Consider the following 24182-nt stretch of genomic DNA (forward strand, 5'->3'; position numbering starts at 1 on the left):
CCGATGGTCGGACGAGCGGCGGCGTCATCCTCTTTCACCCGCAGGCGGGCGCTTGCGCTAACGGCGGGGCTGGCGCTTTCGCCAGATGTCGTCGCGGCGGGCGGCGCCGAGCCGACGACCCTCCTCGTCACCCACGCATCCGGCCTCGCGCATGAGGTCGGCGCAGGCCGTCCCGACCAGCCCGAGCGGCTGCGCGCCATAGCCGCCGCCTTGGATGCGGATCACTTTCCCACGCTGCGCCGCGCGGAAGCCCCGGCGGCTTTGCGCGAGGCGATCCTCGCCGTTCACGCGCCGTCTCTGCTCGAGCGTCTCGAGAAAGCCGCGCCGCAAAGCGGGCTCGCGACGCTCGGCCCCGATATCGTCATGAGCCCCGGCTCGCTCGAGGCCGCGCTTCACGCCGCCGGCGCCGCGAGCTTCGCCGTCGACGCGGTGATGCGCGGTGCAGCCCGCAACGCTTTCGTCGCCACGCGCCCGCCCGGCCATCATGCCACGCGCGAGACCGCAATGGGCTTCTGCTTCTTCAATAACGCCGCCATCGCCGCGCGCCACGCCATCGCCGCCCATGGCGCCGAGCGCGTCGCCATCGTCGATTTCGACGTGCATCACGGCAATGGATTGCAGGAGATCTTCTGGTCGCAGAAAAACATCCTCTATTGCTCCTCGCATCAATCGCCGCACTATCCCTTCACCGGCGCCGTGAGCGAGCGCGGCGCGCATGACAACATCGTCAACGCCCCGCTCGCCAAAGGCTCCGGCGGCGTGGAGTTTGCGCAGGCTTGGACGCAGGCGATTCTCCCGCGCCTCGACGATTTTGCGCCGGACATCCTCCTCATTTGCGCCGGTTTCGACGGGCATTTGCACGATCCTCTCGGCGGTTTGCGCCTGCAACGTCAGGACTTCGCCGAGCTTACGCTGCGCCTCGCAGAGATCGCCGCGCGCCGCTGTGACGGGCGCGTCGTCTCAATGCTCGAGGGCGGCTATCGGCCGGACGATCTCGCCGCCTGCATCGCCGCTCATGTCGGCGCGCTGATGGGGGCGTAGGCCTCGTCCCCGCCCGGCGCGTGCGCGGGCGCACATCAAGGACGACCTCGATCATGGCATCTCTGCATCAGAGACGTCGTGCAACAATTCGTGATGGGAGAGGACAATGGAGTTCGGCAGGAGTGAATGGAGCGAGGCTCGCGCGCATATGATCGGCAAGCGCGCGCTCATCGGTCTCACCCGCGTGACGCCGCATGGCAAGGTGCTACGCCAGATGTTCGGCACGATCGCCGCCATCGACGGAACCGGCGTCGACATAGAGCTCGAAGGCAAGGACGCGGGCCGCACAGTTCGGCTACCGCCGGACCTCGGCCGCTTCCGCATCGCCGGCCCCGGCGATTATCTGCTGTGGGAGACGGGCGAGATTCTCGCCGATCCGGATTTCGTCGGCGCCTTCACCGTCAACGAAGCGGCGTAAAGTCACCGCGCCCGCTCGACGACGCCGACGATCGGCCCCATCGGGCGGAAGCGATCGTGTCGCGACAGCGAAGGCGCATAGAGCGCCGAGATCGAGCCGTCGAGAAAGAGCGCGTCCGGACATTTCAAACGCTCGCGAAAAAGTTGAGCGAAGGCGTGGAAGGTCACCGGCTGGTTGGAGATGGCGAATGCGATGATATGACCGTCGCGCACGCCGACTCCATTGCGGATCTTCATCGACGTGCCGGTGTCGTGGATGCGCGGATTGATGCGTCCGCCGAGGACGAGCATCGGTCCCGATTGCGTCGCATAGGCGGGATGCAGCCGCTCTTTGAGAAAGCGCTGCGTCTCGGTGACGCCGGCGCGCGAGCCCTCAACCCAGAAAATTCCATTGGGCTTCATATGGAAATTGCCGGCGCCCGAATGCGTGTTGGCGCTCTTCTCCAAATGGCCGCCTTCGACATAGAGCCCGATCGGCAGGCGCCGCTCGTCATACATTCCGGCGTTCATCGCGAAGAGGAGCTTCTCGTTTCTTTGCGCGAGCGCGGCGTCGAGCGCCGAGAAGGAGCCATAGACCTCGCCTTTCGCATCGGCGAGGAAGAGGCGAATGGAATCGCTGCGCGTGTCGAAGACGCAGATGGTGTAGCTCGCGCCTCCATCCTCGACATCCTGACAAGGATTGCGCGACGCCGCGGCCGCGGGCGAGGCGAAGATGAGCAAGAGGGCGAAGGGCAGGAGGCGGCGAAGCGGAATCATGCGCCGATCATAAAGCACGACGCGCCGATTCGCTCGCATGGGCGCCGTCAGCTTCGCGCATCGGGAGGCGTCGCCGCGCCGGGGCCGAGCGAGCGCTGCAAAATTACCGAATCGGTCCAGCTGCCGAATTTGAATCCGACGCCGGAGAGAGTGCCGGCCTGCCGAAATCCGATCGCCTCATGCAGTTTCAGCGACGCCGCGTTGGAGGCGTCGACATAGCCGATCATCTGCCGAAAGCCTGCCGCCGCGCAGGCGTCGATGAGGGCTTGCAGCAGCAGCCGGCCGACGCCGCGATGGAGATGGCGCGGATCGACATAGATCGAATGCTTGACGACATAGCGATAGGCCGGCCGCTTGCGAAACGGCACGACATAGGCGTAGCCGACGACGGCGCGCTCATGCTCGGCGACGAGATGCGGCAGGCGATGATTGCCCATATTCTTGCGTCGCCGCTTCAAATCCTCCTTCTGTGGCGGCTCGTAGAGCGGCGCCTCGGACGGATCGAGCCCTTTGCGCACATGCTGCAGATAGATCGCCAGCATGGCGTCGACATCCTCGTCGCGCGAGGGGCGGACGAGGATCGTCGCGCGCTCGGCGCTCGCTTCGATCGTGCTCATTCCTGCACCACATAGGTGTAGAGCCGCATCTTCGCCTCGCCGTTCCACTGCTTGTAGAGTCCCTGGATCTCATAATCGAAGCCGGGGAAGAGATTGGCGCTGCGCTCGAACATGCGCAAATATTCGAGCATGGGCCGCGCCGCCTCGTCGAGCCGCTCGCCCGGAACGATCGTCGCAATGCCCGGCGGATAGATGACGAAGAGCGTCGTCGCTATGCGGCCGTCGATCTCGTCGATCGGCAGGAAATCCACCTCATTGCGCACGAGGCGCAGATAGGCCTCGCGCGGCGTCATCACCATCTCGGGGAGATGCTCCTGCCGGAATTGCGCCTGCTGCAAGGCGCTGGCGTTCGCCTCCTTGAAGAAGCGATGCATGTCGCCGCAAAGATCGCGCAGCCGCACGCCCTTGTAGCGCGCGGCGCGGCGCGCGACGAATTCGGGGATCACATCCTGCAGCAGCGCATTGTCGTCATGCAGGCGCTTGAAGGCGACGAGCGACGAGACGAGCGTTCCCGCCTTGCTCGATTCGACGCCCGGCGTCAGCAGAAACAGCAGCGAGTTGAGATCGTTTTTCTCCGGCACGATGCGGTTCTCGCGCAAATATTGCGCGACGATCGGCGCCGGGATTCCATGATCGGCATAGGCGCCGCTCTCGCGGTCGAAGCCCGGCGTCAGCAGAGTGAGCTTGGCCGGATCGGTGATCGCGAAGCCCGGCGCCATGTTTGAAAACCCGTGCCAGCGCGCATCCGGCGCCAGCGCCCAGAATTCGGGATTGCGCGCGAGCTGATCGGTCGACACGCTCTCCCAGGGAACGCGATGCGCGCCCGTCTCGCGCGCGGCGTCGGGAATGGAGACGCGATCGGGCGCGAAAGGATCGAAGAACCAGCGCCGCGCCGGGTCCTGCTCCTTGGCCTCGAACTCGCGCCGCACCGCGCGCAGCTTCTTGCGCAGCTCTATGCCGAGCCGGATGGTGTCGTCCCACAACAGCTCGCCGGAGCGGCCCTTCATCATCTGCGCGCCGACATCGAGCGAAGCGAACAGCGGATAGAAGGGCGAGGTGGAGGCGTGCTGCATGAAGCCTTCATTGAAGCGGCGATGCTCGACGCGCCGTCGCTGGCCCTTTATGTGGCGGTCGCGCACATGGATTTGCGAGGCCTGCGAGAAGCTGGCGAGCTGCTTATGCGTCGATTGCGTCGCGACGATGCCGGGCGACGCCTCGGTGAGATTCTTGAGCCCCATCGCATAGCGCCGCTCATAGAGCGGATGGAATTTCATGAAGCCGGCCCAGGCCTCGTCGAAGAGAATGTAGTCGCACAAATGGCCGATCTTGCCGACGATCCATTCGGCGTTATGGATCGTGCCGTCATAGGTGCATTGCTCGACGACGGCGGCGCGGAAGGGGCGCTCCTTGCGCCAGGCGTCCTTGTCCTTCACCAGCGGATTGGCGCGAATGCGCTCGCGCAATCTCTCCTCATCGAAGGCCTCGTGATCGATCGGCCCGATCAGGCCATGCGCATTGCGCGTCGTCGGCAGATAGATCGGCACGCCGCCGCCGAGCAGCAGCGCGCCATGATGCGCGGCCTTATGGTTGTTGCGGTCGAACAAGACGAGATCGCCCTCGGCGATCAGATTGGTGAGCACGACCTTGTTGGAAGTCGATGTGCCGTTGAGCACGAAATAGGTTTTCTCGGCGCCGAAGATTTCCGCCGCCGCCTTTTGCGCGGCGAGCGCCGGGCCTTCATGCGTCAAGAGATCTCCGAGCTCGATGACGGAATTGTCGAGATCGTCGCGGAACACCGCTTCGCCCAAATGCTCCATGAAGATGCGGCCGATCGGGCTGCGGCTGTAGAAAATGCCGCCATTGTGACCCGGGCAGGTCCACAGTTGATTGCCCTCTTCGGCGTAATCGACCAGCGCGCCGAAGAAGGGCGTCTTCAGCGTCTCCGCATATTGCTTCAAGCGCGAGACGAGATTTTTGGCGATGAATTCCGGCGTCTCCTCGGCGAGGAAGATATAGCCGTCGATGAAATCCAGCACCTCGACCGGAATATCCTCGAAGCGCTTGCGGCGAATGAGCAGCACGATCGGCATTTCGAGGCCGCGCCTGCGCATGAGATCGATGAGCGAGGCGGTCTTGCCCTCGAGCCCTTTCTTGCCCCAATCGACGACGAGGCAGCCGATGGCGGCGTCGGTCTGCACGACGAGCTCGGCGTCTTCCACGCGCCGCGCGCGCACGACCTGGAAGCCCATGCTCTCGATCGCCGCGATGATCTGATTGACGCGCAGCCCCTCGAGCTCGTCGGCCTCGAAATTGGGCGCGGAGAAGAGAAAAGTGAAGCGACGGGAGAAGTCCATGGGAATCGGCCTGTGGCGCTGGCGCTGAAGAGGAGGAGCTCGCGCACACACAGCCTTGTTTGATGACATAATCGTGACGGCGCTTTCCGCCGCGCCAGGGGCCTTCGCTCGGCGCGCCGGAGCGTCGCATCCTGCCGCTCGAGATTTGCGCGATCCGCCGCTTGCCGCCGGCCGGACCGCCGCCTATAGCTATAGCTGTGTATCCGTCCTATATAGCGGACCATCGAGGAGGCGGGCCGGCCATGCGCATCGGCGTGTTCTGCACCTATGAAAATCCCATCCGCGATTACAAGAGCTGCTTCGATGCGCAGACGCGCCTCGTGCTTCGCGCGGAGGAGGTGGGCTTCGAGGAGGCCTGGGTCGCCGAGCATCATTTCGACGATGACGCCGTCAGCCCGTCGATATTGACGCTGCTCGCCTATCTCGCCGGCGTCACCTCGCGCGTGCGGCTCGGCTCGGCGGCGGTGCTGCTCGCTTTCCGCAATCCGATTCAGGTGGCGGAGGATGTCGCGACGATCGACGTTCTCTCCAATGGCCGCTTCGATTTCGGCGTCGCCAAGGGCGGGCCGTTTCCGGCGCAGAACAAGCATTTTCACGCCGCCAAGGACGAGACGCGCGATATCACGCTGGAAGCGCTCGAGCTGATCGAGCGTCTGCTCTATGAGGATCGCGTCACCTTCTCCGGCGCACATTTTCAGGTGGATGATCTCGCGCTCTGCCCCAAGCCGCTGCAAAAGCCGATTCCGACCTGGATCGCCACATCGACGCCGGCCGCGATCGCGCATGCGGCGCGCAAGGGCTTCGGCATGATGGCGGCCTCGCCCGTGCCGATCGCGAAGATCGAGCAGGCGGTCGCCGCCTATCGCGCGACCTTGCCGCGCGCCGATCTGCGTCTCGCTCTGGCGCGCTTCTATTACGCCGCCGAGACGCGCGAGCGCGCGCTCGACGAGGCGCTGCCCTTCATCGCGCGTTTCGCCGATCGCATGCGCGGGATTTTTCTCGCGCAGAATGCGCCGGCCTCCTTCGATCCCGTCGAGATCGTCGAGCGCTCGCTGATCGGCGGCTATGACGAGATCGCCGAGACGATCGTCGACATTCATCGCCGCCTCGGCGTGCGCTCGCTGCTGCTGAAGCCGGCGACGGCGAATGAGGCGCGCGCGCTGGCGAGCCTCGATGATTTCGCCGCGAAGATTCGCCCGCGGCTCGACGCCGCGGGCGTTTGAGAGCGCATGCCGCGGGCCGTCATTGCGAGGAGCGAAACGACGAAGCGATCCGCTCCATGGCGGAGCGATTGCTTCGCTTCGCTTCGCTCGTGATGACGCGCGCCGGCTATCGTTCCGCCGTGGTCGGATCAGTCGCGCCCCGCGCCGTCCGCGAGAAGCCGCTGGATCGTCTCGAGCAGCCGCTCGACATCGGCGGGCTTGCCGAGCTGCGTGCTATTCTGGAGCGGGATGCGGCCCGCTTCCGACGCCGAGGGACCGCCGCTCAGCACCAGCGCGGGCAGGTCGCGGTTGAGCAATTCGCGCAGCCGCCGCACGACGAGGGGCCCCTGAACGCCATTCGGCAGATGATAGTCGATGATCACCATATCCGGCCGGGCGCGGTCGCCGACCACGACCTTTGTCGCCGCGTCGCCGTCGGCCGCCGAGAACACCTCATGGCCCTCGGTCGTCAGCAGCAGCTCGAGCGAGTCGCGCACATCCGGGTCGTCGTCGACGACGAGGATCACGCCCTTGCGAGAGGGGCGCGGACCGAATCCGGCGAGAGCGCCGCGCAACTCCTCCGCCTCCGGCCGGCGTCCGTCGGCTCCGAAAGAGTCGCGTAAATCGAAGGAGGCGCGCGTTTCCGCGACGCAGCGGCGCGGCAGCCGAATACGAAACCGCGTGCCCCGATCGTCGTCCGAGTCGAATTCGATCGTTCCGCCATGCGCGAGCACGATCTGCCGGCAGATGAACAGGCCGAGCCCGAGCCCGCGCGTGCGGTCGCCGCTGGTGAAGGGCTCGAACAGCGCGTCGCGCAGCCCGCTCGGCACGCCCCGTCCTTCGTTGGAGACGCCGATCGCCAGCCAATCGGCCGAGGCGCCGTCGATGTGCAGCGCGATCTTTGCGCCCGGCGGACTGTGCTCGACGGCGTTGCCCAGGAGATTGGACAGAAGCTGAAGAATGCGGTCGACGTCCCAGGAGCCCTGCATGTCGCCGTCGAAGTCGAGCTCGAGGGCGCCGTCGCGCCCGGCGAACTCGTCGGCGATCTGCTCGACGATCCGCCGAAAATCCGCCACGGCGGGCCGTATGGCGAGGCCGCTTCCCAATCGGATGCGCGTCAGATCGAGGATCTGGTCGATCATTCGCGACATGCGGCCGCCGCTCTGGCGAATGACCTGCAGCGCCTTGCGCAGATCGTCGTCCTGCGCATGCGTCAGCGAGCGCTCGGCCGAGGTCAGAATGCTCTGCAGCGGATTGCGGAGATCGTGCCCGAGAATGCCGACGAACATCTCGCGCATGCGCTCGACCTGCAGGAGCTGCTGCCGCTGCCGATCGAGCGTGACGAAGACGTCGACCTTGCCGCGCAGCACCTGCTCGTCGATCGGCTTGAACAGATAGTCGACGGCGCCGACCTGATAGCCTTTGAACATGCGTGTGACGTCCGGCGAATGCGCGGTCACGAAGACGATCGGCACATAGCGCGTCTTCTCGACGCCGCGCATCAGCGTCGCCAGTTCGAATCCGTCCATTTCCGGCATATGCACGTCGATGATGGCGAGAGCGACGCTCCTGTCGAGGAGAATGTCGAGCGCGGCGCGGCCCGATCGCGCCGTGATGATCTCGAATTCGTCGCAGCGGAGCATGGCCTCCATCGCGAGCAGATTCTCCGCGAAATCGTCGACGATGAGCACGACTGGAAGCTTGGACGTGCGGCCGGCGTCGAAATTGGCGGTCGACGATCGCCGACGGCCGGACGGGTTCGAAGAGTTTTCAATCGCTCTCATCATTTCACCCGATAGATCTGCTCGTCAGTCGAAAGAATCTCGAGAGAAGACGCATGACGCGAGAAGGCGAGCGATTCATTCGGCCCGAGGCCGATGAATCCGCGCGGGCAGAGCGATTCGCGAAACAGGCCGATCGCGCGATCCTGCAGCGCTTTGTCGAAATAGATGAGCACATTCCTGCACGAGATGAGATGCATTTCCGCGAAGGCGGCGTCGGTCGCGAGACTATGGTCGCAGAACAAGATGCGCTGCTTCAAAAAGGGGACGACACTCGCGCAGGCGCCGCGGGCGACGAAATAATCGGAGAGCGCCGCGCGCCCGCCGGAGCCGTGATAATTCTCGGCAAAACCACCCATGCGGAAGAGCTCATAGGCGCCGGCCTGCGCGATCGCCATGCTCGTCCTGTCGATGTCGGTCGCATAGATGAGCGAGCGCTCGAGCAACCCCTCCTCATGCAGGAGAATGGCGATCGAATAGGCCTCCTCGCCGGTTCCGCAGCCGGCGACCCAGACGCGCAGCGACGGATAGGTGGCGAGATGCGGCGCGATCGTCTCGCGCAGCCGGCGGAAATAGCCAGGATCGCGGAACAGATCGCTCACTTGTATCGTCAGATGACAAAGCGTTTCCGCGAATGCGCTCCCGTCATGGACGATGCGGTCGAGCAGATCGGTGATCGTCGCGCATCGCAGCGCGACCTGCGCCCGCGCGACGCTGCGGCGCAGCGAGGAGCGCGCATAGCCGCGGAAATCGTGCTGGTAGAGCCGGTAGATGGCCTCGAGCAGCAGGTCCAGCTCGATCTCGGCCTTCTCGTCGGAGTCGAGAGCGATCATTTCGGCATCCATACACGGATCAGCGACAAGAGCTTCTCTATGTCGATCGGTTTGGAGATATAATCATTGGCCCCGGCGGCGAGGCATTGCTCCCTGTCGTCGGGCATGGCCTTGGCGGTCAGCGCGATGATCGGCAGCGCGGCTTTGTCCTCGTGCTCGCGGATCGCGCGCATCGCCGTCAGCCCGTCCATCTCCGGCATCATCAGATCCATCAGCACCAGGTCGATCGCCGGATCGCGATCGATGCGCTCCAGCGCCTCCCTGCCATTGCGGGCGATCTGCACCGCGACGCCCTCGCGCTCGAGCACGGCGGTCAGCGAGAATATATTGCGGACGTCGTCCTCGACCAGCAGCAGGCGGCGGCCGTCGAGAACGCTGTCGCGGCTGCGCGCGATCTCGAGCATATGCTGCTGCTCGGGCGACAGTTGCGATTCCGCCTGATGCAGGAACAACGTCGTCTCCTCGATGAGCCGTTCCGGCGAGCGCGCGCCTTTGACGATGATGGATTTCGACAGACGCCGCAGCTTCTGCTCCTCGTCCATGCTGAGCGAGCGCGCCGTATAGACGATCACCGGCGGCGCCGAGCGCGCCGCGTCGCGGCTCACGCGCTCCAGGAATTCGAAGCCGCTGACGCCCGGCAGCATGAGGTCCAGAACGACGCAGTCGAAGGGCCGGCTGTCGATCTCGCGCAAGGCCTCCTCGGCGGTCGCGACGGCGACGATCTCGACGCCGGCGGACGACAAGAGGTCGATCAGCGCGGCGCGCTGCACGCCCTCGTCCTCGACGATCAGGATCGCCTTCTTGTCGCGTTGCAGCCGCTCCTCGAGCAGGCGGAAGGCCAAGACGAGCTGCTCGCGCTTGGCGGGCTTCAATATATAGCCGACGGCGCCCATCTCCAGCGCGACTTTCTGATAGTCGTGCACCGAGACCACATGAATCGGCGCATGGCGGATCGAGGGGTCGCGCTTCAACATCTCGAGCACGGTGAGGCCCGACTGGTCCGGAAGCCCGATGTCGAGCACGACCGCCTCCGGCCGGAACCGCCGCGCGAGCAGCAGCGCGTCGCCGGCCGCGCCCGCGACGATGCATTTGAAGCCGAGCTCGCGCGCGAGATCGCGGAGGATTTCCGCAAAGGCGGGATCGTCCTCGACGATCAGCGCGATGCGGCGCGAATCGGCGCCCGCGTCGCGGTCGTCGGCGATCGGCGTCGGCGCGCGTTCCGCGGCTGGCGGCGGCGCCTCCTCGCGCTTTGCGACGGGCGTCGGCGGCGCCGGCGCGCCATCGGCGCGCAGCGGCAGCAGCAGAGTGAAGGCGCTGCCGTGTCCCGGCTCGCTGCGCACGGTGAGCACGCCGCCCAACAGCTCGGCGAATTCGCGCGAGATGGAGAGTCCGAGGCCGGCGCCGCCGAATTTGCGGTTGATCGCGCCATTGGCTTGGCGAAAGACCTGAAAGATCGTCTCCTGCTGATCGTCGGCAATGCCGATCCCGGTGTCTTCTACGATGAAGGCGAGGCGCTGCGAATCCTCGCGCCGCACGAGGAGGCGAACGCCGCCGCGCTCGGTGAACTTCACCGCATTGGCGAGCAGATTGGAGAGGATCTGCTGCAGGCGCTGGCGATCGGTCTCGATCGTCTCGGGCGCGCCGGGCTCGACGCCGACGGAGAATTGCAGCCGCCGCTCCGCCGCGAGCGGCTCGAAGCGGCGCTCGAGATCGGCGAGAAGCGTGGCGATCGCCATCGGCTCCATATCGAGATCGATCTTGCCGGCCTCGATCTTGGAGAGATCGAGAATATCATTGATGAGCACGAGGAGATCATTGCCGGCCGAATAGATGCTCTGCGCATATTTGATCTGCTCCGGCGCGAGATTTCCCCCCTTGTTGTCGACGAGCAGCTTCGCCAGAATGAGCGAGCTGTTGAGCGGCGTGCGCAGCTCATGCGACATATTGGCGAGGAATTCCGATTTGTAGCGGCTCGTCCGCTCGAGCTCGTCGGCCTTTTGCCGCAGCGCGGATTCGGTCGCGAGCAGATTCTCCTTCTGCAGCTCGAGCGCCCGCGTGTGCTCCTCCAGCGTATCATTGACCTGGCGCAGCTCCTCCTGCTGCGCGGTGAGCTCTTCTCCCTGGGCGCGCGATTCTTCCAGCAATTGCTCGATGCGCGCCCGCGCCTCGGCGGAGCCGATCGCCTGCCCGACGCTCGCCGAGACGATGTCGAGAAATTCGAGACGCCTTTCGCAGAAGGGCGTCAGCGCGCCGAGCTCGATGACGCCGCGCGCCTCGCCCTCGTGCAGCAGCGGAAAGATCATGAGATGGCGGGGCGGGGTCTCGCCGAGGCCCCAATGAATGCTGAACCCGTCTTCGGGAATGTCGCTCACGATGATGCGCCGCTTCTCCAGCGCGACCTGGCCCACCAGCCCCTCGCCGAGTCGCCATCGCTCGCGCATGCCGGAGACGGCGGCATAGGCTCCGGCGAGCCGCAGCGTCGCGCCGCCGTCCTCGGCGACATATTGCGCGCCGACCTGCGCGTTCAGCGCGCGGCAGAGCAGCGACAGCACACGCTGCGCCAGCTCGCGCATCGTCGGATTGCCGCTCATCGCCTGGCCGAGCGCGGTCTCGTTCTCGGCGAGCCACATCTGGCGCTCGTTGCGCTCGGAGGCCTCGCGCAGCGCGCGGGTCATCGTCTGCAGCGATTTGCCGAGCTGATCCTTCTCGCTTCGCGGCGCCGGCTGCGCGGAATAATCGCCGCCGGCGATCGTCTCCATCTCTCCGGCGACGCCGCGCAGGCTGTCGACGAGATCATTGAGCGAAAGCCCCAGAATGTCGCCGGGGCCGGCGAGATCGATGCGGCGGTCGAGATCGCCCTCCGTCACCGCGCGCATCACGCTGGCGACATGATGCAGGCGCTCGCGATGGTCCTCGAGATTTTGCGCCGTGAGCGCGCCATAGGTGTCGACGACGATGGCCGAGTCGAAGGCGATCAGCTTGCGGACGGAAAGAGCGGCGGTGGCGTTCTCGCGCAGCCGCGCATCCGCCTCGATCTCGCGGCGCAGCCAGGCCGAGACGAATTCCATGGCGAGCAGATAGATGAGCAGGCCGAGCTCGATGCGGGCGTGCGTCCGCCCGATGACGCGGCGACGCTCCACATAGGCGTCATCGACCTCCGCGGCGAGGAAATCGGTCCAATAATCCCTCTGCTGCGCCTTCACGCGCATGAGCATGCGCGGATCTGCGAAGAAATGGGCGAAATCGCTGAAGCCGCGCAGCCAGGCGTAGAAATCCTCGATCAGCTCCGGCACGCGGACCGAGAGCGACGCGCCGACGAAGCGCACATCCTCGAAGGTCGTCTCGTCGAGCCCATGCGTCGCGCGCAGCGAGGTCTGGTCCACGAGGAAAATGGCGTCTGTCTCGCCGGGGGACATTATCGGCCCCTGCGCGCGGATGCCCCGGCTCGGGCAAATGCGCCGCCTCGGACGGGCCGGAGTCTCGCGAGATAGCGCCGCATCATTGGGGCCCGCACGGTGAAAAGGCTTACGGTTGCGAAATGGCCCGAACGGACGTCGAAACGACCATTCGTATCATCGGTATAGATGGTGGGATCGAGCCGTCAATAGGCCGGTCGGGCGGCGGACGAGTGGGCGGCGGATGCGGCGACCACCGCGTCATGGGTCGAATGCCCTGATTAATCGGGAAAAATGCCCGTTTCCTCGCGCCAGTTTTCCCTCGACAGCGCGCGCCTCAGAGGCGAAAGTCCGTCGGCGCCGCGCAACAGCCGCCGATGGACCCATCGCATGAATCTGACGGAACCGCTTCGCATTCTCGCCCAAGGCCGCGCCGGCGATCCCGGCGCCCGGCTCGCGGAGATCAGGACATTTTTGCAAGAGCGTCTCATCGGCGCGGATGCGCTGGTCGAGCGGCTGCTCATCGGCCTCGTCGCCGACGGCCATGTGCTGCTCGAGGGCGCGCCGGGCCTCGCCAAGACGCGCGCGGTCAAGCTGCTCGCCCGTGCGTGCGATCTCTCATTCGCGCGCATTCAATGCACGCCGGACCTGATGCCGGCCGACATCACCGGCACGTCGATCTGGCGGCAGGACAAAAGCGTCTTCGAATTCGCCGCTGGGCCGATCTTTCATTCGCTGCTGCTCGTCGACGAGATCAATCGCGCGCCGCCCAAGGTGCAATCGGCGCTGCTCGAGGCCATGGCCGAACGTCAGGCGACCATCGCCGGCGCGACCCATGCGCTGCCCGATCCCTTCATGACGGTGGCGACGCAAAACCCCATCGAGCATGAAGGCACGTTTCCGCTGCCCGAGGCGCAGCTCGACCGTTTCATGCTTCATGTCGAGCTCGCTCTTCCGGACGCCGCGACCGAGCGCCTCATTCTCGATCTCGTCGAGCGTGAGGATCAAGGCGAGTTCATCGCGCCACCTGCGCTGGAGGCGGAGGAGATCGCCGCGGCGCGCCATGCGGCGAAATCGGTTTATCTCTCCGCAGCGATCAAGGATTATATCGTGCGCCTCGTCACCGCGCCGCGCGACGCGAAGATCGCGCCGGAGCTGGCGGCGAAGATCGCACATCCCTCCTCGCCGCGCGGCACGCTGGCGCTCGCCGCCGCCGCCAAGGCGCGCGCCTTTCTCGACGGGCGCGATTATGTCGCGCCGCAGGATGTGAGCGCGCTCGCCGTCGATGTTCTCTCGCATCGCACCATTCTCGGCTGGCGCGCGCTCGCCGAGGGCGAGACGCCGCGCGCGATCATCCGCGCCTATCTCGATGTGGTTCCGCCTGCATGAGCGCGGCGGAGGAGCGCGCCATCGGAGTCGATCTCGATGTCGAGGCGCTGATGCGCCTGCGGCTGCTCTCCGCGCGCAGCGATGCGCGTAGAGCCGCGGCCGCGGCGCCGCTCGGCGGCGTGGCGCGGCGTCGGCGCGGGCGCGGCGCCGAGACCTATGACGTGCGGCCCTGGTCGGACGGCGACGATATGCGCAGCCTCGACCGCAATGTCACCGCCCGCACAGGCGCGCCGCATGTCCGCACCTTTCACGACGAGCGCGAGCGCTGCGTGCTCTATCTCGTCGATTTTCGCGCATCCATGTTGTTCGGCACGCGCCGCGCCTTTCGCTCGGTCGCGGCGGCCGAGGCCGCCGTCGCCTCCGCCTGGCGCGTGATCGATGGACAAGGCCGCGTCGGCCTCGGCGCGATCGGCTCTGCGGGCGCGCGCTGCTTCGGCTGGGCGGCGGGCGCGCGAAACCTTCCGCCGCTGCTGGTCGCGCTCGCCGAAGCGCATCGCGCCGCTCTCGACGAGAGCGCCGGGACCGCGGAGCCGCCGCTCGCCGCGGCGCCGCCGCTCGCCGCGGCGTTCGAGGAAATGGAGAGCGTCGGCGGATCGTCCTCGCTGACGCTCGCCACCGCGCTCGATGCGCCGGGCGAAGCTTTCGACGCGATCGCCGGGCGCATCGCGCGGCGACGCGATCTCGATGTTCTACTGATCGCCGATCGTTTCGAGCTGGCGCCGCCGCCGGGCCTCTATCCGTTTCGCACGGGCGCGGAGGCCGGTCTGCTGCGCATCCCGCGCGGCGCGGCGCCGGCGCTGGACGCGCGTCAGGCGCGTCTGCGCCGGCTCGGCGCGCGCGCGCTCGAGATCGACGCCGCCCTCGACGCCGAGACGATCGCGCACGTTCTCGCGCATTTCGACGGGGAGCGGTTCGATGGCCGATCCGTCTGAGCTCATCACGCAATTGCGGCCGCTGCGCGCGCCGCCGCCGGATGGAGCCGCCGAGATTTTCGTCATGGCGCTCATCGGCTGCATCGCCGCCGCGGCGCTCACTCTCGCCTTTCTGTTCTGGCGCGCGCGTCGCCGGCCGCTGCGCCGCGCTGCGCTCTCGGCGCTCACGGCCGCGCGCGCTCTGCCGGCGGCCGAGCGGCTCGCGGCGCAGGCGCAAATGTTGCGCGATGTCGTCGGCGCGCTCGATGGCGGCGTCGCGCGCCTCCATGGGGAAGCATGGCTCGCGCGGCTCGACGCGACTTTTACGACGACTCTGTTCAGCGAAGGGGAGGGCCGCGCCTATGGCGACGCGCTCTATCGTCCGCGCACGGATGATCCGAGCGAGGCGCTCGATCGCGCCTTGCACAAATTGTTGACGAGGCTCGACCGATGAACGGGCTCGAGCTGGCGACGCCTCTCGCTCTGGCGCTATTGCCCGCGCCGCTGCTGCTGCGCGCTCTCTTCGGCTCCCGCGCGGCGCCGGGCGGCGGGCTGCCGCTTCCGGCGACCATTCGCGAGCGGCTCGGCGCCGGCGTTTCTGCGAATAGATTGCGACTCTCCTGGCGCGAGATCGCGGGCGCGCTCGCCTGGATCGGCCTCGTGCTCGCGCTCGCCGGGCCGCGCGTCGCGGGCGCCGTCGCCGCTCTGCCGGCCGCAGGACGCGACATCATGCTCGCGCTCGATCTCTCCGGCAGCATGACGAAGACCGATTTTCAGCTCGACGGCGCCGCCGCGAGCCGCCTCGCCGTATTGAAACATGTCGGCTCGGAGTTGATCCGCCGCCGCGCCGGCGATCGCGTCGGCCTCGTCGTCTTCGCCGAGACGGCCTTCGCCGCCGCGCCGATGAGCTTCGATCTTCGCGCGGTGAGCGCGACGCTCGCGGAAATGGAGATCGGCCTCGTCGGCCGCTCCACCGCGATCGGCGAAGGGCTCGGCCTCGCGCTGAAGCGGCTCGCCGATTCGAGCGCGCCCTCGCGCCTGGTGATTCTTCTCTCCGACGGCGCCAATAACACAGGCTCCAGCGAGCCCGCGGCCGTCGCCGAGCTGGCGCGCGGCATGGGGGTGAAAATCTTCACCATCGGCCTCGGCGTGGACGACACGTCGAGCAATCCCGACGATCCCGACGCCGTCGATTTCATCGCCTTGCAGCATATCGCCGAGATCGGCGGCGGCGCCGCCTTTCGCGCCCGCAGCAGCGCCGAGCTCGACGCCGCGACGCGCGCGATCGAGTCGCTCGTCGCAGGTCCCGCTCCCGCGCCGCCGACGATCGTCTTCCGCGAGCTCTGGATCTATCCGGGCGTTCTCGCATTCTGCGCCGCAATGGCGCTCGCGCTCTCGACCCGGGAGCGGCGATGATCGACTTCGGCGATTTCGCTCTGCTGCGTCCGCTCTGGCTGCTCGTTCTGCCGGCGTTCGCTCTCGTCATCGCCGCGACGCGGCGACGCGATGCGCTGGGCGATTGGCGGCGCGTCGTCGATCCGGCGCTGCTCGCCGCCATGTCGCGTCGTCACGCGATCGGCGGCGCGTCGCGGCGCGAGCGCCCGCTGTTCTGGAGCGTCGCGCTCATCGCTGTGGCGCTTTGCGGCCCGGCGGTGAAAACGCCCGGCGCGGAGCAGTTCCGCAATCTCGACGCCACTTTGATCCTGCTCGACGTCTCCCGCGCCGAGCGATTGCCGCAGGCGGTGGCGGCGGCGCAATTGCTGCTCGAGCGCTCGGGCGCGCGGCAACTCGGCCTCGCGCTCTACGCCGGCGACGCCTATCTCGCGAGCCCGCTGACCGATGATGCGAAAGCGCTCGAATCCCTGCTGTTCGCCATAGACGACACGACAATTCCCGACGGCGGGACCAAGCCCGATCGCGCGCTCGCCTTCGCCCGGCGCCTGCTGCGCGAAGCGCAGATCGTGTCGGCGGATGTCGCCTTGATTTCCGATGGCGAGGGTCTCGATCCGCGCGCCAAGCGTCTCGCCGCCGCGCTGGCGCGGGAGGGGCGCAGGCTCCACACTTTGTTCGTCTCCGCGCGCGGCGGGGCGGATGCGCGCGATCCGGCTCGCCGGGCCGCCATGTCGGCGCTCGCCGCCGCCGGCCGCGGCCGCGCCGGCGACGCCGCCCATCCGCAGGAGATCGCCGAAGACATCGCCGCGCAAGGCGTCGCCCATGTCGGACGAGGCGAGCTGCGCGCGCTGCAATGGCGGGACTATGGGCGCTTCGTTCTCCTGCTGGCGGCGGCGCCTCTGCTGCTCGCGCTGCGCGGGAGGGGCGAGTGATCTCGCGCGATCCTTTGCGAAGCGAGGCTGAAGGCCCGCGGTCCGATGCGCGCCCTGGACCGCGAGCCTTCAGGCTCGCCCTCTTTTTGCTGATCCTGTCGCTGCTCGTCGCCGGCTGGACTTTCGGCCAGCAGCTCGCCGGCCGCGCGCTGCTGGCGGCGGGGCTTTCGTCCGCCGCGGCCCATGTCTTCGCCGATCCGGCCTGGAAGGGCGTCGCCTTCTATGCGGCGGGGCGGTGGGAGGAGGCGGCCGCGGCCTTTGCGCACGATTTTGAGAGCGCCTATGATCTCGGTAATGCCCTGGCGCTCGCCGGGCATTACCCGGAGGCGATCGCCGCCTATGATCGCGCCTTGCGCTCCGATCCGGACGATGAGGACGCCGCCTACAATAAGGCTCTGCTCCTCGCCTTGATCGAGCGCGAGAGCGCCGATGGCGCCGCCACGGCCAATTCGCCGGCCACCGCCCAGCAGCGGGCGCGCGCCAATTCCGACGATGACGCCAGCGGCTCGGGCGAGGGCGCCGCCGGCGATCGCGAGACGCGCTCGCGCCCGGGCGAGCGGGGCGGCGCCAAGGCGTCCAAGGTCGGCAAGGGCCAGGGCGAGGCGACGGAGAGCGGCAGCGGCGCGACGGGCGCCGTCGGCGCCTCGGAGGGCGCCGGCCGCACCGGCGGCCAGAAGATCGACGTCGCCGCTTTGCTGCATGAGCGCGACCGCCGCGTGCGCCGGCGCCTCGAGGCGCGCTCCGTGCGGCCGAGCCCGGAATGGCTGCAGAGCCTCGCCGATGATCCCGGCCGTTTTCTGAAGCTGCGCATCACCGCCGAAAAGGCGCGGCGGCTGCGCGCCGGCGGCGGCCCGCTGGAGGAGGACGATTGATGCTGCGGCTCGCGCTGTTTCTCTGTCTTCTGGTGCTGCCCTTCGCGCGCGCCGCGGCGCAGCAGGGGGATGCGCCGGTCGGACGCGTCGAGGTGCGCGTCGAGCAGCCCGCCGAGACGCCCTTTGTCGGCGAGCCTTTGCGGCTCGTGCTGCGCTCCGCCATACGCGGCCGCATTCTGCTCGACCATATCATCCAGCCCTCGCTCGTCGATTTCGACTGGCAGCAATTCGGCGTCGATTCCTCGAGCGAGGAGATGATCGACGGATTCTGGACGCCGGTCGTCGAGCGCGTGCTGATGATCTATCCGCTGCGCGCCGGGCGGCTGACGATCCCGCCCTTCACGCGGCGCATCGCCTATCGCATCGAAGAGAGCGGCAAGGTCGAGGCGGAATATTCCTCCGCGCCTTTCGAGATCGAGGTGCGCGCGCGGGACGGCCTCGTCCCGCCGGGAGAGAGTTTTTTGCCGGCCAAGAGTCTGCGCATCTCGGACTCCTGGGACCCGGAGCCGGATAAAATCCCTTTCGGCGAGACGGCGCGGCGCACGGTCACTGTGGAGGCCGAGGGCGTTACCGCCGACCGCCTGCCGCCGCTGCCCAATTTCCGCGCGCCCGGCGTCATCACTTTCGCCGCGCCGGTCGAGCGGCGGACGATCGTCACCGACCAGGGGCCGATCGCGCGCGCCGTCTATCGCTGGAGCGTGCGGCCCGTGTCGTCGATCGCGGCCACCGCGCCGCCGATCCGCATCGCCTGGTTCGACGTCGTGGCGCGGCGGATGCGCGAGGCGGCCGCGCCCGAGCGCCGCGTCGCCTTCCTCGAGGCGGCGCACGAGCGGGCCGCCGCGAGGCTGCGCGAGAGCCCCGGCCTGCTGGCGCCGCAACCGCTGATCGCCGCTCTGGCGAGCTTCGTCGCGACGGCGGCTCTCGTCTTTCTTCTCGTCGCCGCTTACTCCGCGCGACCTCTCGCGCGCCGCCCGGCGGCGCTCGCGGCGTTGCGCCGCGCGGCCCGCGCCGGCGACGCCGCCGCTTTTCGTCGCGCGGCGAGTGAATTGGCGCAGGCAGATCGCGAGGGCTGGCGGGCGGTCGCCACGCACGAGGACATTGGAGCGCAGCTCGCCGCGCTCGACGCTTTTCTCTATGGGCGGGACTCGGCCGCGAGGCCCCCGACGCTCGCGCAGCTCGGGCGCGCGATCGCCTCGGCCTGGGCGAGAAGAGGCGGAGAATTGCGAGGCCGTGGGTAGGAGTCGGTTCGAATTTCCGCAGGGCGCCAGAAGCGGCCGTCCGACGCGGGCCGATCCTGAAGACCTTGGTCGCAGAAATCAGAACTGAGCGGAGCCGGCTCTCGGCGCTATTCTACAAGGAGCACACCGAATTTGGCCGATAACGTCTATCCGTGAAATGCCGGTCGATTTCAGAGAGCCGCCGCGCTTGGTCGCTCCCAGAGGCGAGTTGCTGCGCGACGAAGTCGCGATCGCCGAGGTTGGCGCTCGTCGCTAAAGTTTTTATATGGCGCCCGCGTTCGTTTGGCGGATTCGCATGCAGGCCTTCCCTCGACGGGCCGACCAATTTCGGCGTCTGCCGCCTTTCCGCGTAGCATGCGCCTCGGCTTCTCGCAGAGCGATCGATCGCCCCTGGACCTTCCTCGGATCATTGCGCGTGGAGTTCTGATCCCGTGAGGCCGCGCGACCGGGATTTGCGCGCTGCGGCAAAAAATCTTTCGTTCCGAGGTTCCGTTTTGGCGTATTCGCTCGTCTCATAAGGCAGGCGGCGCCCCCGAGGCATGTTGCGGACGGCGAAACGCCCGGCCGAAAAGGCGGAGGAAGTCGAGATGCGGAAATTGCGAAATGTCGGATTTGCGGCCGTGGCGGCCTCGGAATGTCTTTTCCTCGCTTCGGGGGCGGCTCTCGCCGCGGGCGGCGAGACGCAGCCCGTCGCCGTCTCTTTTGCGCTGACGGCGGATGGCAAGGAGGTCGGCTGCGGCGCGCTCCTGCGCAATCTCGGCAGCGGTCATCTGGAGACGAAGCTCCGTGAGGCGCGCTTCTACGTTTACGGCGTGAAGCTCATCGACGCCAAAGGCGCGCGCACGCCCGTGGCCCTGGAGCAGAACGAGTGGCAATATGGCGACGTCGCCCTGCTCGACTTCAAGGATGCGCGTGGCGGCAATGCGCCCTGCGCCGCGGGCAATCCGGCCAAGAACACCAAGCTCGTCGGCGTCGCGCCGGCGGGCTCCTATGTCGGCCTCGAATTCGCGGTCGGCGCGCCGGTGGAGACCATAATCGACGGCAAGCCCGTCTCCATCAACCATTCCAATGTCGAGACCGCGCCGCCGCCTCTCGATGTGGTCGGCATGGCCTGGAACTGGCAGGCGGGCCGCCGATTCATCGCTCTCGAAATCGATCCGCCGACCCCTGTGGTGAAGACCGACGGCTCCAAGGCGCGGACATGGATGGTGCATATCGGCTCCACCGGCTGCAAGGGCAATCCGGCGACCGGCGAGATCGTCTCCTGCGCGCATGAGAATCGTTTCACCGTCGCCTTCGATCGTTTCGATCCCAAGACGCAGCGCGTCGAATTCGATCTGACGCGGCTCTTCGAGAATTCCGACATCGTCGCCGACAAGGGCGGCGCCATCGGCTGCATGAGCGCGCTCGACGATCCGGAATGTTCGGCGGTGTTCGCGGCGCTCGGGCTCAATCTCGGCGACAGCGCGGCAGGGGCGGGCGACGCCGGCAAGCAGACCAAGGCTGGCGTCTCGCCGGCATTCAAGGTCGGCGGCGGGACGCCGGCGAAAGTCGTGGGCTCCAAGCAATGAGGCGCGGCTGGCTCATCGGTCTCGCATCGCTCGGCGTCGCGGCGGCTTTCGCCGCCTCGGCCGAGACGGCCAAGCAGCCGGATAAGCAGGCGGACAAGCAGGCGGAATGGAATTGGGGCCTGCCCAAATATGTTCCGCCGCCGCGCGCGCCCGCCGACAATCCTATGTCGGAGGAAAAGTTCCAGCTCGGTCGGCGTTTGTTCTTCGACAAGCGCCTCTCCGGCAATGGGACGATCGCTTGCTCCTCCTGCCATTTGCAGGAGCGCGCCTTCACCGATGGGCGCGTCGTCAGCGTCGGCTCGACCGGCGAGAAGACGCCGCGCAATGCGCCGTCCATCGTCAATTCCGGCTGGCATGCGACATTCACCTGGGCCAATCCGGCGCTGGTGACGCTCGAGCGCCAGATGGAAAATCCGCTCTATGGCGAGCGGCCGATCGAGATGGGCGTCAATGACGCCAATAAGGCCGAGATCGTCGGGCGTTTCCGCGCCGATGCGGATTACAAAAAGTGGTTCACGGCGTCCTTTCCGGAAAAAAAGCCGGCCGACCAGATCTCCTTCGACACGATCATCAAGGCGATCTCGGCCTTCCAGCGCGGCGTCATCTCCTTCGACAGCCGATACGATCAATATCTGCAAGGCAAGATCAAGCTCGGCGAGGCGGAGCAGCGTGGACATGATCTCTATTTCGGCGAGAAGGCGGAGTGCCATCACTGCCATGGCAGCGTCAATCTCGACGATCAATTCGTGCACGCCAAGACGCGCGAGGCGGAGACGCCCTTCCACAATACGGGTCTCTACGACATAGACGGAAAAGGCGCCTATCCGGAGCCCAATCACGGCCTCTACGACATCACCCAGGACCCGGACGACATGGGCAAGTTCCGCGCGCCGAGCCTGCGCAACATAGCGGTGACCGGCCCCTATATGCATGACGGGTCGGTGGCGACGCTCGAAGAGGTCATCGACATTTATGCGCGCAGCGGGCGCAAGATCGAGACGGGGCCGAACGCCGGCGACGGCGCGTTGAATCCGTTGAAGAGCCCGTTGATCGTCAAGGTCGAACTGACGCCGCAGGAAAAGGCCGATCTGCTCGCCTTTCTGAAGGCGCTGACCGATGAGACGCTGCTGACCTCGCCGCGCTTCTCCGATCCGTGGACGGCGCAGGCCGCGAAGAAATGAGCTGGGGCGTCGCATGGGGCCGGTCCCCATGCGACGCTTTTCGATGCGACGCTTTTCGATGCGACGCGGGGCCGTCGCTCGCAGGCGGCGAAACCGTCATTGCGAGGCGCGAGACACCGTCACGGGACGACGGAGATCACCCCGGTCATATGGGAGTGCAGCCCGCAGCGATAACTCACTTCGCCGGGGCGCGTGAGAACCACGCGGAAGCTCTCGTCCTCGTCCACCTGCTCGGGCGAGTGGAAGATTTCTTCGCCGCTCATCACGCCGATCAGGGAATGGGGAACCTGATCGCGATTGACGAAAACGATCGCCGCGCCCGCCTTTATGGTGAGACGCGCCGGCGAGAAAGCGAAACGCTCGATTTCGACATTGACCGTCGGCGCGGGGACCGCGCCGCAAAGGCTCACCGAGGCGGCGATCAGAACGGCCAAGCGCGTCGCCGCGAACGCTTTGCCGAGCACATCCTTTCCACTCCTCATCCGCCGCTCCTCGTTACAGCTCGTGGCCGGGCTCATGCCCTTTTTCCGCGCGACGGGCAAGGCGCGCTCCGTCGCGCTCAGACGAAGCCCGCGGCGATATTGACGGTGAGCGCCAGAATGGCGGTGTTGAAGAAAAAGGCCAGCACGCCCTGGACCAGCGCCACCGCGCGCATGGTGGCGGAAGAGGTGGAGACGTCGGCCGTCTGCGAGGCGACGCCGATCACATAGGCGAAATAGAGGAAATCGATATAGCCGGGCTGCTCGGTTCCCGGAAAGATCAGCCCGCCGCGCAGCTCGGGCGCGCGGTCCGGCGCGCTGGCGCGCTCGAAATAATATTCATGCGCATAATGCAGCGCGAAAGTCAGATGGACGAAGAGCCAGGAGAGCACGACGGTCAGCACGGCGAGGGAAATATGCGCGTGCTTGGAAAAGCCCTCGAGATTTTTGACCGGGCCGAGCTCGGCGACGATCGCGCCTATGGAGGCGCAGGCGGTGGCGATGGTCATCACCAGAATGGCGAGCCGGCCTTCGTCCTGCAATTGCGCGCGGCGGCGCATGGTGTGCGGCGTCGAGCGCGCCATCAGCTCCGCCGAGAGCAGCAGATAGAGCGTGGCGAAGACGTCCCAGCCGATGAGCGCGCGGGTGACGTCCCGCCAGCTCTCGGGCAGCAGGAGGCCGACGACCGCGCCCGCCAAAAGGCTGAGGAAGAGCCGCGAACGCGCCTTAACGACGCGCCAGAGCAGCGGGCGCCGCGAGCGCGGGTGGCCGTTTGCGTCGCGGCTCATCGCGCCGCTCAATTGCTGCGCAGCGCGACGAAGCGCGCGGCCTCGGCGAGCACGCCCGTCGCCGCGCCGAGCCCGGTCTCGCCGAGCGCGGCGATGGCCGCCTCGACGAGCGCATCGCGCCGCTCGCGCGCCTTGTCGAGGCCGAGCAGGCCGATCAGCGTCGCCTTGTTGCGCTCGGCGTCCTTGCCGGCGCGCTTGCCGAGGGCCGCCTCGTCGCCCTCGGCGTCGAGAATATCGTCGGCGATCTGAAAGGCGGCGCCGAGCGCGTCGCCATAGCGGCCGAGCGCGGCCGCCACCGGAGCCGAGGCGCCGCCGAGAATGGCGCCGAAATCGACCGAGATGCGCAAGAGCGCGCCGGTCTTCATCGCCTGGAGGCGGAGCGTCTCCTCCTGGGAGAGCGGGCTCGTCGCCTTCTCGGCCTCGAGATCGAGCGCCTGGCCGCCGACCATGCCGCCATGCCCGGCCGCGCGGGCCAGCGCCAGAACGAGGCGGGCGCGGATCTGCGGGTCGGAATGGGTCGCCGGATCGGCCAGAACATCGAAGGCGTAGGTCAGCAGGCCGTCGCCGGCGAGAATGGCGGTCGCTTCGTCGAAGGCCTTATGGGCGGTCGGCCGGCCGCGGCGCAGATCATCGTCGTCCATGGCCGGGAGATCGTCATGGGCGAGCGAATAGCAATGGATCATCTCGATCGCCGCCGCCGCGCGCCGCGCGCCCTCGCCTTCGACGCCGAAGAGTCGGGCGGATTCGAGCGCCAGAAACGGCCGTAGCCGCTTGCCGCCGCCGAGCGCCACATAGCGCATCGCCTCCATGAGCCGCGCCGGCCGGGCGATCTCGCCGGGGAGCGGCTGCGCCCCGAGCAGGGCCTCGAGCGTGGCCTCGGTCGTGCTGGCGGCCTCGTCCAGGCGGCGGCGGAAGTCTGCGTCGTCGGTCATCTGACCCTTTCCCGAGAAAATCATTCCATCTGGTCTGGACCTAACAAATTTGCGATCAATCCCCAAGTGGGCGAGGGAAAGCGGGGCGAAGGACTTGTTGC

General features: G+C 67.2%; 21 protein-coding genes. 12 read left to right on the top strand and 9 right to left on the bottom strand.

Annotation, left to right across the window (positions count from 1 at the left end; translation table 11 throughout):
* The first annotated feature begins 3 nt into the window (after positions 1 to 3).
* Positions 4 to 1041 (top strand): histone deacetylase family protein, encoded by a 1038-nt coding sequence (locus AC6IY7_RS11315; RefSeq protein WP_497779142.1) that lies wholly within the window; start codon positions 4 to 6, stop codon positions 1039 to 1041.
* Positions 1042 to 1147: 106 nt separating this feature from the next.
* Entirely contained in the window at positions 1148 to 1459 is a 312-nt protein-coding gene (locus AC6IY7_RS11320) for a hypothetical protein (RefSeq protein ID WP_497779144.1), read from the top strand.
* 2 nt (positions 1460 to 1461) lie between these two features.
* Here the strand turns inward: AC6IY7_RS11320 and AC6IY7_RS11325 are convergent, their stop codons facing one another.
* From AC6IY7_RS11325 to AC6IY7_RS11335, 3 genes are read right to left on the bottom strand one after another with little or no spacing between them, the layout of a single operon-like run.
* Positions 1462 to 2214 (bottom strand): phosphodiester glycosidase family protein, encoded by a 753-nt coding sequence (locus tag AC6IY7_RS11325; RefSeq protein ID WP_497779145.1) that lies wholly within the window; start codon positions 2212 to 2214, stop codon positions 1462 to 1464.
* Positions 2215 to 2261: 47 nt separating this feature from the next.
* Entirely contained in the window at positions 2262 to 2831 is a 570-nt protein-coding gene (locus AC6IY7_RS11330; protein ID WP_497779146.1) for a GNAT family N-acetyltransferase, read from the bottom strand.
* Positions 2828 to 5185 (bottom strand): Orn/Lys/Arg family decarboxylase, encoded by a 2358-nt coding sequence (locus AC6IY7_RS11335; protein WP_497779148.1) that lies wholly within the window; start codon positions 5183 to 5185, stop codon positions 2828 to 2830. Before AC6IY7_RS11335 ends, AC6IY7_RS11330 begins: the two co-directional genes overlap by 4 nt.
* A gap of 242 nt (positions 5186 to 5427) precedes the next feature.
* Here AC6IY7_RS11335 and AC6IY7_RS11340 point away from each other — a divergent pair, with 242 nt between their 5' ends.
* Positions 5428 to 6408, top strand: coding sequence for an LLM class flavin-dependent oxidoreductase (locus AC6IY7_RS11340; protein WP_497779151.1), 981 nt, complete (start codon positions 5428 to 5430; stop codon positions 6406 to 6408).
* 128 nt (positions 6409 to 6536) lie between these two features.
* Here the strand turns inward: AC6IY7_RS11340 and AC6IY7_RS11345 are convergent, their stop codons facing one another.
* From AC6IY7_RS11345 to AC6IY7_RS11355, 3 genes are read right to left on the bottom strand one after another with little or no spacing between them, the layout of a single operon-like run.
* Entirely contained in the window at positions 6537 to 8174 is a 1638-nt protein-coding gene (locus tag AC6IY7_RS11345; protein WP_497779153.1) for a hybrid sensor histidine kinase/response regulator, read from the bottom strand.
* On the bottom strand, positions 8171 to 9001 hold the full coding sequence (locus AC6IY7_RS11350) for a CheR family methyltransferase (protein ID WP_497779154.1): 831 nt from the start codon (positions 8999 to 9001) through the stop codon (positions 8171 to 8173). The genes AC6IY7_RS11345 and AC6IY7_RS11350 overlap by 4 nt, the downstream gene beginning before the upstream one ends.
* A complete protein-coding gene (locus AC6IY7_RS11355) occupies positions 8998 to 12417 on the bottom strand; it encodes a response regulator (RefSeq protein WP_497779157.1) in 3420 nt (1139 codons plus the stop codon). Before AC6IY7_RS11355 ends, AC6IY7_RS11350 begins: the two co-directional genes overlap by 4 nt.
* Before the next feature lie 369 nt (positions 12418 to 12786).
* On the opposite strand from AC6IY7_RS11355, the gene AC6IY7_RS11360 reads away from it, so the two are divergent.
* The 9 genes from AC6IY7_RS11360 (at position 12787) to AC6IY7_RS11400 (ending at position 21882) form a co-directional block, all read left to right on the top strand.
* Entirely contained in the window at positions 12787 to 13785 is a 999-nt protein-coding gene (locus tag AC6IY7_RS11360; protein ID WP_497779158.1) for an AAA family ATPase, read from the top strand.
* A complete protein-coding gene (locus tag AC6IY7_RS11365) occupies positions 13782 to 14717 on the top strand; it encodes a DUF58 domain-containing protein (protein WP_497779160.1) in 936 nt (311 codons plus the stop codon). The genes AC6IY7_RS11360 and AC6IY7_RS11365 overlap by 4 nt, the downstream gene beginning before the upstream one ends.
* Positions 14701 to 15150 (top strand): DUF4381 family protein, encoded by a 450-nt coding sequence (locus tag AC6IY7_RS11370; RefSeq protein ID WP_497779163.1) that lies wholly within the window; start codon positions 14701 to 14703, stop codon positions 15148 to 15150. Before AC6IY7_RS11365 ends, AC6IY7_RS11370 begins: the two co-directional genes overlap by 17 nt.
* A complete protein-coding gene (locus AC6IY7_RS11375; RefSeq protein WP_497779166.1) occupies positions 15147 to 16112 on the top strand; it encodes a VWA domain-containing protein in 966 nt (321 codons plus the stop codon). The genes AC6IY7_RS11370 and AC6IY7_RS11375 overlap by 4 nt, the downstream gene beginning before the upstream one ends.
* Positions 16109 to 17020 (top strand): VWA domain-containing protein, encoded by a 912-nt coding sequence (locus AC6IY7_RS11380; protein ID WP_497779169.1) that lies wholly within the window; start codon positions 16109 to 16111, stop codon positions 17018 to 17020. The genes AC6IY7_RS11375 and AC6IY7_RS11380 overlap by 4 nt, the downstream gene beginning before the upstream one ends.
* 86 nt (positions 17021 to 17106) lie before the next feature.
* Entirely contained in the window at positions 17107 to 17892 is a 786-nt protein-coding gene (locus AC6IY7_RS11385; RefSeq protein ID WP_497779171.1) for a tetratricopeptide repeat protein, read from the top strand.
* On the top strand, positions 17892 to 19130 hold the full coding sequence (locus AC6IY7_RS11390; protein ID WP_497779174.1) for a BatD family protein: 1239 nt from the start codon (positions 17892 to 17894) through the stop codon (positions 19128 to 19130). Before AC6IY7_RS11385 ends, AC6IY7_RS11390 begins: the two co-directional genes overlap by 1 nt.
* Positions 19131 to 19717: 587 nt before the next feature.
* Entirely contained in the window at positions 19718 to 20701 is a 984-nt protein-coding gene (locus AC6IY7_RS11395; RefSeq protein ID WP_497779176.1) for an MbnP family copper-binding protein, read from the top strand.
* Positions 20698 to 21882, top strand: coding sequence for an MbnH family di-heme enzyme (locus tag AC6IY7_RS11400; protein WP_497779177.1), 1185 nt, complete (start codon positions 20698 to 20700; stop codon positions 21880 to 21882). Before AC6IY7_RS11395 ends, AC6IY7_RS11400 begins: the two co-directional genes overlap by 4 nt.
* Positions 21883 to 22001: 119 nt before the next feature.
* On the opposite strand, the gene AC6IY7_RS11405 is transcribed toward AC6IY7_RS11400, so the two are convergent.
* From AC6IY7_RS11405 to AC6IY7_RS11415, 3 genes are all read right to left on the bottom strand, one after another.
* Complete coding sequence (locus AC6IY7_RS11405; RefSeq protein WP_497779179.1) at positions 22002 to 22364, bottom strand: cupredoxin domain-containing protein; 363 nt, start codon at positions 22362 to 22364, stop codon at positions 22002 to 22004.
* A 77-nt stretch (positions 22365 to 22441) separates the two neighbouring features.
* On the bottom strand, positions 22442 to 23149 hold the full coding sequence (locus AC6IY7_RS11410) for a DUF1345 domain-containing protein (RefSeq protein ID WP_497779180.1): 708 nt from the start codon (positions 23147 to 23149) through the stop codon (positions 22442 to 22444).
* Between the two features lie 8 nt (positions 23150 to 23157).
* A complete protein-coding gene (locus tag AC6IY7_RS11415; RefSeq protein WP_497779181.1) occupies positions 23158 to 24081 on the bottom strand; it encodes a polyprenyl synthetase family protein in 924 nt (307 codons plus the stop codon).
* Positions 24082 to 24182: the final 101 nt, after the last annotated feature.

It is taken from the genome of Methylosinus sp. is20ea (assembly GCF_059718135.1).

Coding starts and splice junctions, on each gene's coding strand:
- AC6IY7_RS11315 (WP_497779142.1), top strand. CDS start 4: ATGGTCGGACGAGCGGCGGCGTCATCCTCTTTCACCCGCAGGCGGGCG.
- AC6IY7_RS11320 (WP_497779144.1), top strand. CDS start 1,148: ATGGAGTTCGGCAGGAGTGAATGGAGCGAGGCTCGCGCGCATATGATC.
- AC6IY7_RS11325 (WP_497779145.1), bottom strand. CDS start 2,214: ATGATTCCGCTTCGCCGCCTCCTGCCCTTCGCCCTCTTGCTCATCTTC.
- AC6IY7_RS11330 (WP_497779146.1), bottom strand. CDS start 2,831: ATGAGCACGATCGAAGCGAGCGCCGAGCGCGCGACGATCCTCGTCCGC.
- AC6IY7_RS11335 (WP_497779148.1), bottom strand. CDS start 5,185: ATGGACTTCTCCCGTCGCTTCACTTTTCTCTTCTCCGCGCCCAATTTC.
- AC6IY7_RS11340 (WP_497779151.1), top strand. CDS start 5,428: ATGCGCATCGGCGTGTTCTGCACCTATGAAAATCCCATCCGCGATTAC.
- AC6IY7_RS11345 (WP_497779153.1), bottom strand. CDS start 8,174: ATGATGAGAGCGATTGAAAACTCTTCGAACCCGTCCGGCCGTCGGCGA.
- AC6IY7_RS11350 (WP_497779154.1), bottom strand. CDS start 9,001: ATGATCGCTCTCGACTCCGACGAGAAGGCCGAGATCGAGCTGGACCTG.
- AC6IY7_RS11355 (WP_497779157.1), bottom strand. CDS start 12,417: ATGTCCCCCGGCGAGACAGACGCCATTTTCCTCGTGGACCAGACCTCG.
- AC6IY7_RS11360 (WP_497779158.1), top strand. CDS start 12,787: ATGAATCTGACGGAACCGCTTCGCATTCTCGCCCAAGGCCGCGCCGGC.
- AC6IY7_RS11365 (WP_497779160.1), top strand. CDS start 13,782: ATGAGCGCGGCGGAGGAGCGCGCCATCGGAGTCGATCTCGATGTCGAG.
- AC6IY7_RS11370 (WP_497779163.1), top strand. CDS start 14,701: ATGGCCGATCCGTCTGAGCTCATCACGCAATTGCGGCCGCTGCGCGCG.
- AC6IY7_RS11375 (WP_497779166.1), top strand. CDS start 15,147: ATGAACGGGCTCGAGCTGGCGACGCCTCTCGCTCTGGCGCTATTGCCC.
- AC6IY7_RS11380 (WP_497779169.1), top strand. CDS start 16,109: ATGATCGACTTCGGCGATTTCGCTCTGCTGCGTCCGCTCTGGCTGCTC.
- AC6IY7_RS11390 (WP_497779174.1), top strand. CDS start 17,892: ATGCTGCGGCTCGCGCTGTTTCTCTGTCTTCTGGTGCTGCCCTTCGCG.
- AC6IY7_RS11395 (WP_497779176.1), top strand. CDS start 19,718: ATGCGGAAATTGCGAAATGTCGGATTTGCGGCCGTGGCGGCCTCGGAA.
- AC6IY7_RS11400 (WP_497779177.1), top strand. CDS start 20,698: ATGAGGCGCGGCTGGCTCATCGGTCTCGCATCGCTCGGCGTCGCGGCG.
- AC6IY7_RS11405 (WP_497779179.1), bottom strand. CDS start 22,364: ATGAGGAGTGGAAAGGATGTGCTCGGCAAAGCGTTCGCGGCGACGCGC.
- AC6IY7_RS11410 (WP_497779180.1), bottom strand. CDS start 23,149: ATGAGCCGCGACGCAAACGGCCACCCGCGCTCGCGGCGCCCGCTGCTC.
- AC6IY7_RS11415 (WP_497779181.1), bottom strand. CDS start 24,081: ATGACCGACGACGCAGACTTCCGCCGCCGCCTGGACGAGGCCGCCAGC.